Genomic DNA, 9,599 nt, shown 5'->3' with positions numbered 1-9,599 from the left:
ACGGCCCGTGACCACCGTGCCGCGACCCGAGATCGAGAACACGTCCTCGACCGGCATCAGGAACGCCTTGTCGATGTCGCGCTCCGGCTCCGGAATCCAGGTGTCCAGCGCCTCGACCAGCTTCAGGATCGCAGGCACGCCGATCTCCGACTGGTCGCCTTCCAGCGCCAGGCGCGCCGAACCCGAGATGATCGGGGTGTCGTCGCCCGGGAACTCGTACTTGCTCAGCAGCTCGCGCACTTCCATCTCGACCAGCTCGAGCAACTCGGCGTCGTCCACCATGTCGGCCTTGTTCAGGAACACGACGATGTACGGCACGCCGACCTGACGCGACAGCAGGATGTGCTCGCGCGTCTGCGGCATCGGGCCGTCAGCGGCCGAGCACACCAGGATCGCGCCGTCCATCTGCGCCGCACCGGTGATCATGTTCTTGACGTAGTCCGCGTGGCCCGGGCAGTCGACGTGCGCGTAGTGGCGCGTCGGGCTCTCGTATTCCACGTGCGCGGTCGAGATCGTGATGCCGCGCGCCTTCTCTTCGGGCGCCGCATCGATCGAGGAGTAATCCTTGAACTCGCCGCCGAAACGCTCGGCGCCGATCTTCGTCAGCGCCGCCGTCAGCGTCGTCTTGCCGTGGTCGACGTGACCAATCGTGCCGACATTGACGTGCGGCTTGGTGCGCTCGAACTTACCCTTTGCCATGGCTGCCTTGTCTCGCTGAACGTTTGTGAATTGACTGCCTTAATGAAAAGTCCGGCCATGAATGGCCGGGCTCTTCGCGGAAGGATCCGCATATATGGTGCTCACGAAAGGAATCGAACCTTCGACCTCCTCCTTACCAAGGAGGTGCTCTACCGACTGAGCTACGTGAGCAACGATTTCAACCTCTGGATGCGGCCGGAGCCGTCAATGGAGCGGGAGACGGGGATCGAACCCGCACCATCAGCTTGGAAGGCTGAGGTTCTACCATTGAACTACTCCCGCACCGGGATCCAGCCTGCCGCACAACCTGTCGCACTGCTTGTTCGTTCCACCGGACTGCAAGATGGTGGAGGGAGGTGGATTCGAACCACCGAAGGCGTAAGCCAGCAGATTTACAGTCTGCCCCCGTTGGCCGCTTGGGTATCCCTCCGGCGATTTCGCGTTGCCGGTGAAAACAGCCCGCGATTTTGGGGCCAGTTTCCCTTCCTGTCAACGTCGCGATGCGATGGAGCCAGGCTGCCCCGCCCCGGTACCTGCGGTACGCGATGGCGGGGCGCGCATAGTACCGGTCAACGCGCCGGCGCGCCATCCTCTACGGCCACATCGTCGCGCCCGATCGCGACATGCGGCACGCCATCGGCACCGATCCAGCCCCGATACATGCCTTCGGTATTGAACGGCATGACGACGTGGCCGGTGGCATCGAGCGCGATCGCACCGCCATTGCCGCCCATCGCCGGGATCTCCCGGTCGATCACCGCGGCGGCCGCCTCGTCGATGCTCTCGCCCAACAGCCCGACGCGACTGCAGATCGCATGCGCGGCGGCGCTGCGGATGTAGAACTCGCCCCAGCCGGTGCCCGAGACCGCACACCGCGCATCGGCCCAGGTCCCGGCACCGATCACCGGCGCATCGCCCACCCGCCCCCAGCGCTTGTCGGTCATGCCGCCGGTCGAGGTCGCCGCGGCCAGCGCACCGCGCGCGTCGAGCGCGACCGCGCCGACGGTTCCGAAGTAGCGCAGCGGGTCATCGGCGACGACGCTCGCCGCGCGCTCGGCCGCCGCCCCTTCGGCGCGGGCCTTCTGCAACTGCTGCCAGCGCTTCTCGGTCCGGAACCAGGCCGGAACGATCAGTTCGACGCCCTGCGACTGCGCGAACGCTTCGGCGCCTTCGCCGATCAGCATCACGTGTGGCGAGTCCTCCATGACCCGACGCGCGAGCTGGATCGGATTGCGGATCCGTCGCACGCCCGCGACCGCGCCCGCGGCGCGCGTGGCACCGTCCATCAGCGAGGCGTCGAGCTCGTTGCGCCCCTCGTGGGTGAACACCGCGCCACGGCCGGCGTTGAACGCCGGATCGTCCTCGAGCACGGTGACCGCCGCGACCACCGCATCGAGCGCCGGCCGCCCCTCGCGCAGCAAGGCGTGGCCGGTGCGCAGCGCCAGGGTCAACGCCGCGCGCGCCGACGCTTCTTCCTCGGGCGTCAGATTGCCGCGCACGACGCCGGCGCCGCCGTGGATCGCCAGCACCGGACCGGCGACAGCAGGGGCCGGGGCCGCGTCGGACGCGGCGGCCAGGGAGGGGGCGATGGCCGCGCTCGACAGCAGGAGGCAGGCGGACAGGGCAAGTGCGCGCATTGGGATTCCGGTGGTGTGACGAAACCCCGAGTGTAGGCGCGACACGCCGCCGGGACGTACCGAGCCGACATGCGACGCGGCGCGGCCCTCGCGCTCGGACGCGCCGCGACGCCAGAAGCGCCAAAGGCGCCCCGAAGGACGCCTTTGGCGAGATCGCCGCCGCGGACTCACATCGTGGAGTTCACACGCGAGAGCCCACGCAGCAGCGATCACACATTGAAGCGGAAGTGCATCACATCGCCATCCTTGACGATGTACTCCTTGCCTTCCAGGCGCCACTTGCCGGCCTCCTTGGCACCCGATTCGCCGCCGTAGCGGATGAAGTCGTCGTAGCCGACGACCTCGGCGCGGATGAAGCCTTTCTCGAAGTCGGTATGGATGACCGCCGCGGCCTGCGGCGCGGTCGCACCGATCTTCACCGTCCAGGCCCGCACTTCCTTGACGCCGGCAGTGAAGTAGGTCTGCAACGCCAGCAGGCCGTAGGCGGCGCGGATCACCCGGTTCAGGCCTGGCTCGTCGAGCCCGAGATCGGCCAGGAACGCATCACGGTCGGCGTCGTCGAGCTGCGACAGCTCCTCTTCGATCGCTGCCGACACCGGCACAACCTCGGCGCCCTCGCCCACCGCGCGCGCGCGCACCGCGTCGAGGTGCGGATTGTTCTCGAAGCCATCCTCGAGCACGTTGGCGATGTACAGCACCGGCTTGGCCGTGAGCAGGAACAGATCGCGGATCGCTGCGCGGTCGTCGTCCGACAGCTTGAGCGACCGTACCGGCTGACCGTCGGCCAGCCCCTTGTGCACGCGGCCGAGCACCTCGGCGCGGACCTTCGCCTCCTTGTCGCCGGTCTTGGCCGAACGCTCGGCGCGCTGCAGCGCGCGCTCGACCGAATCGAGATCGGCCAGCGCCAGTTCGGTATCGATCGTCTCGATGTCGGCGATCGGATCGACCTTGTTGTTGACGTGGATGACGTCCGGGTTCTCGAAGCAGCGCACGACGTGCGTGATCGCATCGACCTCGCGGATGTGCGACAGGAACTTGTTGCCCAGGCCCTCGCCGCTGGCCGCGCCGGCGACCAGCCCGGCGATGTCGACGAACTCGACCGCCGTTGGCAACACCTTCTGCGGCTTGACGATCGTCGCCAGCGCGTTCAGACGCAGATCCGGTACCGGCACGATGCCGACGTTCGGCTCGATCGTGCAGAACGGAAAGTTGGCCGCAGCGATACCCGCCTTGGTCAGCGCATTGAAGAGAGTCGACTTGCCGACGTTCGGCAGGCCGACGATGCCGCATTTGATGCCCATGGCGCGTCCGTGATTCGTGATTCGTAATTCGTGATTGGGGATTCGAACAAGCCGGCGCATGCCGCGACGAATCGCCAATCACCAATTACGGCTTCGCCGTATGCAGCCGCGTCATCGCGTCCATGACATTGCCCGCCAGCGCGCGCGGCAGCGCGTCGATCGCGTCGTCCACGGCGCGGCCGATCAGGATGTCGTCCTCGACGCTCGGTCGGCCCAGCACCCAGGGCGTGACCTTGTCGCGGTGGCCGGGATGGCCGATGCCGATGCGCAGGCGATGGAACCGACCGTGCCCCAGCAGCCGCATCGTGTCGCGCAGGCCGTTCTGGCCACCATGCCCGCCGTCGAACTTGAGCCGGGCCACACCGGGCGGCAGATCGAGTTCGTCATGGGCGATCAGCGTGCACTCGGGATCGATCTTCCAGAAGCGCTGCGCGGCCAGCACCGATTTGCCGCTCAGGTTCATGAAGGTCGCCGGCTTCAGCAGCCGCACGTCATGGCCGCCGATCCGCACCCGCGCGGTCTCGCCGAACAGCTTGGCATCGATGCCGAAGGCCTCGCCGGCACGTGCGGCGAGCTCGTCGACGACGCGGAACCCGGCGTTGTGCCGGGTCCGCGCGTACTCGGGACCGGGATTGCCCAGCCCCACGATCAATTGCAGACCGGTCGTCATTGCAACGCCGCCTGGACGCGCGCGCCGACGGGCGCACGCGTCCTGGACGGAATCACTCGTCCTTCGCGGCCTTGGTCGCCGGCACGTCGGCCGATGCGCCCTCGCCCTCTTCCGGCTCGGCTTCGACGCGACCGTGCTTGGCGACGACGACGGCCACATCGTGATCGGGACCCAGCGCCAGCTCGGGAATCTCCACACCCTTGGGCAGCTTCAGCGCCGAGAGGTGGATGATGTCGCCGACAGCCAGATCGGCCAGGTCGACCTCGATCGAGGACGGCAGGTCCTTGGGCAGGCAGGTCACGGTGACTTCGGTGAGCTCGTGCATGACGATCACGTCGGCCGCCTTGCCGGCCGGCGAGGTCTCCTCGTTGAGGAAGTGCAGCTGCACCGCCGTCTTGATCACCTCGTTGTCGTTCACGCGCTGGAAGTCCAGGTGCAGGATCTGCTGCTTGAACGGGTGACGCTGCATGTCGCGCAGCAGCACCTTCTGGACGTCGCCGTTGAGGCTCAGGTCGAGGATCGACGCGTAGAACCACTCGTGCTGGCTGGCGAGCCAGACATCGTTGTGGCTGAGCTTGATGCTCACCGGTGCGAGGTCGCCGCCGTAGACGACGGCAGGCACTTCACCGGCGTGACGGAGGCGGCGGCTCGCACCCTTCCCCTCGTCCTCGCGGCGCTGCACCTTGATTTCATGCGTGGTAGCCATGTTGGTGTTCACTTTTTCTAGGTTGGAACCGCCTCGCGGCGGTGATGCGTCTCGTCCGCGACCAGACGAGACGTTGCAGCAGGTCAGTCGACGTAGAGCGAACTGACCGACTCGCCGAACGCGATCCGGCGGATCGTCTCGGCGAGCAGTTCGGCGACGCTGAGCTGGCGGATGCGCGCGCAGTTGCGCGCAGCCTCCGACAGCGGAATGGTGTCGGTGACGACCATTTCGTCGAGTTGGGACTTGTTGATGTTGTCGATCGCAGCCCCCGACAGCACCGCGTGCGTGCAGTAGGCGACGACCTTGATGGCCCCCTGCGCCTTGAGCGCGGCGGCGGCGGCGCACAGCGTACCGGCGGTATCGACGATGTCGTCGACCAGCACGCAGGTCTTGCCCTGCACGTCGCCGATGATGTTCATCACCGTGGCGACGTTCGCACGCGGACGGCGCTTGTCGATGATCGCCAGCTCCGCATCGTCCAGGCGCTTGGCGATCGCGCGCGCGCGCACCACGCCCCCGACGTCCGGGGACACGACGATCAGGTTGTCGGTGCCGTGTGCGCGCCAGATGTCGGCCAGCAGCAACGGCGAGGCATAGACGTTGTCGACCGGGATGTCGAAAAACCCCTGGATCTGGTCGGCGTGCAGGTCGACCGTCAGCACGCGATCGGCGCCGGCAGCGGTGATGATGCGCGCGGCGACCTTGGCAGTGATCGGCACACGGCTCGAACGCAGCCGGCGGTCCTGGCGCGAGTAGCCGAAGTACGGAATCACCGCGGTGACGCTCGAGACCGATGCGCGCTTGAGCGCGTCGATGAGCACCAGCAGCTCCATCAGGTTCTCGGCCGAGGGTGCGCAGGTGGGCTGCAGGACGAACACGTCCTGGCGGCGCACGGTCTCCTCGATCTCGACCTGCACCTCGCCGTCGGAGAACGTGGACACCAGCGCCCGCCCCTGGCGCACGCCCAACTCGCGACAGACGGACTTGGCGAGCGGGCGATTGGCGTTGCCCGAGAAGATCAGGAGATTGCGTTCTTCTTTCATGTCGGAGATTCCGCGTCGCTCTGACCGAGCGGATGGAAGGACCGCGCACGCACGCGCGCACGGGCATGGCAGGGGCGGCAGGATTCGAACCTGCGAATGCCGGGATCAAAACCCGGTGCCTTAACCACTTGGCGACGCCCCTATGGCGAACAGGACTGGAGATCGGGGATCAGGAATCGGGCAGGCACCAGGCCCTCCAGATCTCCAATCCCTAACTCCGGATCTCCATTTCCAGTGCGTCGAGCAGCGGCGAGCGGGCGGCACCGGCGACGACGCGGGTCTGAGCCCGCGATGCGACCTGCGCCTGGGCGGCCTCGGCGGATTCGCGGGTCGCGAATTCGACGAAGCAGCCGCTGCCCGTCCCGGTCAGGCGCGGCGTGCCGATCGTTGCGAGCGCAGCAAACACCGCCTCGACGGCAGGTTCGCGGCGCCGCAGGACCGGCTCGAACGCGTTGCCGAGCGATGCACCTGAAACGAAGTCGACCATTGTCGCGGGCTGGGCATTTCGCGTCAATTCAGGGGCCTGGAACAGACCCGCGGTGTTCACGTGCACGCCGGGGTCGGCGAGCAGATACCAGGCTGGCTCGAGCGCCACCGGCGTCAACGTCTCACCCACCCCCTCGGCCCAGGCATTGCGCCCGCGGACGAAGACCGGCACGTCGGCCCCCAGCGCCAGCCCCAGCGCGGCCAGCCGATCCTCGCCCAGACCGGTGTCCCACAGCCGGTCGAGCGCACGCAGCACAGTCGCTGCATCGGACGATCCGCCGCCCAGCCCTGCACCCGTGGGGATTTGCTTTTCGACGGCGATATCGACGCCTTGCGTGCAATTGGCCGCACGTTGTAGCGATCGCGCCGCGCGCACAACGAGATCATCGTCCTCCGACAGACCCGGGACCGAGGCACCGATCCGGCGGACCTGGCCATCGTCTCGCAGCCGCAGGCGCACCGTGTCGCCCCAGTCGAGCATCCGGAACACCGTCTGCAAGGCGTGGTAGCCGTCTGCGCGCCGGGCGGTGATCCGCAGGAACAGATTGAGCTTGGCCGGAGCCGGCCAACTGGACCAGCCGGCCTCGTCCCGCGGGGTCATGGCGTCACGGGCGCTGCCGGCGCGACGTCGGGAAGCGTCCAGGCATCGACCACCAGCCGCACCCGCGCAGTGCCGCGCGCGGCATTCACGCGGGTCGGCAGCGCCAGCGCCCCGGCAGTCTCGGGTTGCCATTCCAGGTAGTCGATCGTCCAGCCGTCCTGGTGCAGCCGTGCCAGCCGCCCCGCGGCGTCGTAGTCGACCTGGGCCTCGCCCGACAGTGCGGCGTCAGCGCGCGCGCCGGCCGCCCAGGCGGCCATTGCCGCCACCGGGATCTCGAAGCCGGTGGTCTCCCACAGCAGTTGCCCGACATCGGCACGTTCGTGCGGGCCGCCGTCCAGGCCGTCGATCCGCGCGCCTTCCGGCCCGCCCTGCAGTTGCCAGCTCTGGCGCGTGACCGGCGCACTGAGCACGACGCGATAGCGCGCGCCCTGCTGCTGCCACTCGATGCGGCCACTGCCGCCATCGCGACCGTTGGACATCGCGACGCGCCCGGCGAAGCCGAACTCGGACAGGGCGCGCACTGCCGCCTCACGCGCGGCGAGCCGGGCATCGGCCGCCGCCCGCGCGTCGGCGTCGAGCCGCACGACCTCGGCGGGCGGCCGGACCGGAACGCTGGTGCAGGCCGACAGCGCGACCATCGCCGCGAGCATCGCCATCCCACGCCAGCGCCTCATGCGCCGGTGACTTCCAGCGCACGCAGCAGCGACCGGTTCTCCGGGTCGATGGCGCGCGCCTCCTCGAAGTACTTGCGGGCCTCATCGCGGCGCCCCATCGCCCACAACACCTGGGCGATATGCGCAGCGACTTCCGCGTCCTTCATCATCGAATAGGCCCGGCGCAGCTCCACCAGCGCCTCGGCATTGCGTCCCAGCCGGTGCAGCACCCAGCCGTAGCTGTCGACGATCGCGGCGTTGTCGGGCTCGGCCACGCGCGCGCGGTCGATCAGTTCCAGCGCCTCGGTGTAACGGGTGGTGCGGTCGGCCAGCGTGTAACCCAGCGCATTGAGCGCGGCCACGTTCTCCGGCTCGGCCACCAGCAACCGGCGCAGGTCGGCCTCGGCGCGCGGAATGTCGTCTCGGCGCTCCCACATCAGGGCGCGTGCGTAAAGCAGGGCCGGGTCGTCGGGCATCGCCGACAGCCCGCGGTTGTAGGCATCGAGCTCGGCCGGATCGTCGGCCGACTGGCGCAGCTCGGCTTCCAGCAGGTAGGCGCTGCGGCGGAACTCGTCATCGGCAGCGCCGTCGGCCTGCAGCGCGCGCAAGCGCGCCCAGGCTTCGTCCCGGCGCCCCAACTCGTGCAATACCCGGGCGCCGCGCAGCCTGGCCTGGAAGCGTTCTTCGCCGCCCGGCACCGCGTCGTACCACTCCAGCGCCTGATCGTACTGTTCGAGGTACTCGGCCATCTGCCCCAGCAGCAGGCGCTGCGCGGGATTGGGCGCCAGCGCCACGGCCTTGACCTCCTCGTACAGCGCCCCCAGCCGCGTCTTGTCCTGGGCGCGGGCGAGCAGCGAGGCCCGCAGCACATAGGTGCGCCCGTCCTGCGGCCCGTTGGCCAGCGTGGCTTCGGCGGCGTCGAGATCGCCCATCGCCTCGTACTCGCTTGCGATCGCCAGACGCAGGTCAGGCGCGGCCAGCGCCGCCTCGGCCATCGCCGCCAGCGCCGCGCGGGCCTCGTCGGTACGACCGGATTCGCGTAGTTGGCTGGCCCGCAGCAGTGCGACCCGCGGCTCGCCAGGGAAGCGCGCGACGATGTTGTCGAGAACACGTTCGGTCAAGTCGGGACGATCGAGGCGCTGGGCCAAACCGCCGAACGCCATCCATGCCTGCAACTCATCGGGAATCGCGCCGTCGGCGACGATCCGCTCAAGCAACCGCGCCGCCTGCTGCGGGTCGCGGCCGCCGCCCGACAACACCGTGAAGGCATGGCGCCAGCCGGTGGGATCACCACTGCGCAACAAGGCTTCGAGCTGGCGTCGCGCAGCGCGGTCGCGCCCATTGCGCAGCGAGAGCGTCGCCTCGGCAGCCCGCATCGGCAGCGACTGAGGCGCATGACGACGCCACAGATCCAGCGCCTGACCCGCGCGACGGTCATCGCCAGCGAGCAGCGCGATGCGGGTCGCCCGCTCGGCCAGCCCGGCATCGCCATCCGAGTGGCGGGCTGCGTCCAGATACCAATTGGCGGCCTCGTCCAGACGCCCGGCCTGGACCGCGAACTCGCCGGCCAGCGTGGCGCCCAGCACGTCGCGCCTGAGCGGGTCGGCGGCCTCGGACGGGCGTTGCGCCTGTGCCACGCAGGCCAGGCCAAGCAACGGCACCAGCAGGGCCGCACGCAATCGGGCGACCGGAATGGAATCGAAAACGGGCATCTGGGGCAACCGGGCCGTAAAATGGGCGCTTCACCGGAAGCTTATCGCAAGCGCCTGAACGGGATGCGCCATCCCCGGAGAGCCCGCCAGC

9 protein-coding genes and 4 tRNA genes are annotated in these 9,599 nt (G+C 68.7%); all 13 read right to left on the bottom strand.

What is annotated here, in order from left to right; translation table 11 throughout:
* Positions 1 to 699 (bottom strand): GTP-binding protein (locus tag ABE487_RS09990; protein ID WP_346445220.1); only part of this gene is annotated, 699 nt, incomplete at its 3' end.
* 95 nt (positions 700 to 794) lie between these two features.
* Positions 795 to 870, bottom strand: a tRNA-Thr gene (locus ABE487_RS09985).
* A 37-nt stretch (positions 871 to 907) separates the two neighbouring features.
* Positions 908 to 981, bottom strand: a tRNA-Gly gene (locus ABE487_RS09980).
* A gap of 62 nt (positions 982 to 1,043) precedes the next feature.
* A tRNA-Tyr gene (locus ABE487_RS09975) sits at positions 1,044 to 1,129 on the bottom strand.
* Positions 1,130 to 1,268: 139 nt separating this feature from the next.
* Positions 1,269 to 2,336 carry an isoaspartyl peptidase/L-asparaginase gene (locus ABE487_RS09970; RefSeq protein ID WP_346451219.1) on the bottom strand — a complete coding sequence of 356 codons (1,068 nt, stop codon included), beginning with the start codon at positions 2,334 to 2,336 and terminating at the stop codon, positions 1,269 to 1,271.
* Between the two features lie 209 nt (positions 2,337 to 2,545).
* Entirely contained in the window at positions 2,546 to 3,637 is a 1,092-nt protein-coding gene (gene ychF / locus ABE487_RS09965; RefSeq protein WP_346445218.1) for a redox-regulated ATPase YchF, read from the bottom strand.
* A gap of 85 nt (positions 3,638 to 3,722) precedes the next feature.
* Positions 3,723 to 4,307, bottom strand: a complete 585-nt coding sequence (gene pth / locus ABE487_RS09960) for an aminoacyl-tRNA hydrolase (protein WP_346451218.1) — start codon at positions 4,305 to 4,307, stop codon at positions 3,723 to 3,725.
* A 52-nt stretch (positions 4,308 to 4,359) separates the two neighbouring features.
* Entirely contained in the window at positions 4,360 to 5,013 is a 654-nt protein-coding gene (locus ABE487_RS09955) for a 50S ribosomal protein L25/general stress protein Ctc (protein ID WP_346445216.1), read from the bottom strand.
* Positions 5,014 to 5,096: 83 nt separating this feature from the next.
* Complete coding sequence (locus ABE487_RS09950; protein ID WP_346445215.1) at positions 5,097 to 6,056, bottom strand: ribose-phosphate diphosphokinase; 960 nt, start codon at positions 6,054 to 6,056, stop codon at positions 5,097 to 5,099.
* A gap of 66 nt (positions 6,057 to 6,122) precedes the next feature.
* A tRNA-Gln gene (locus ABE487_RS09945) sits at positions 6,123 to 6,198 on the bottom strand.
* Positions 6,199 to 6,267: 69 nt separating this feature from the next.
* Complete coding sequence (ispE, locus tag ABE487_RS09940) at positions 6,268 to 7,143, bottom strand: 4-(cytidine 5'-diphospho)-2-C-methyl-D-erythritol kinase (protein WP_346445214.1); 876 nt, start codon at positions 7,141 to 7,143, stop codon at positions 6,268 to 6,270.
* Entirely contained in the window at positions 7,140 to 7,817 is a 678-nt protein-coding gene (gene lolB / locus ABE487_RS09935) for a lipoprotein insertase outer membrane protein LolB (protein ID WP_346445213.1), read from the bottom strand. The genes ispE and lolB overlap by 4 nt, the downstream gene beginning before the upstream one ends.
* A complete protein-coding gene (locus ABE487_RS09930; RefSeq protein WP_346445212.1) occupies positions 7,814 to 9,508 on the bottom strand; it encodes a tetratricopeptide repeat protein in 1,695 nt (564 codons plus the stop codon). Before ABE487_RS09930 ends, lolB begins: the two co-directional genes overlap by 4 nt.
* Positions 9,509 to 9,599: the final 91 nt, after the last annotated feature.

The organism is Luteimonas sp. TWI596 (assembly GCF_039674105.1).
Taxonomy (GTDB): Bacteria; Pseudomonadota; Gammaproteobacteria; order Xanthomonadales; family Xanthomonadaceae; genus Luteimonas.
The sequence above is the reverse complement of the archived record's forward strand: the minus strand, read 5'-3'. Positions and strand labels throughout refer to the sequence as shown.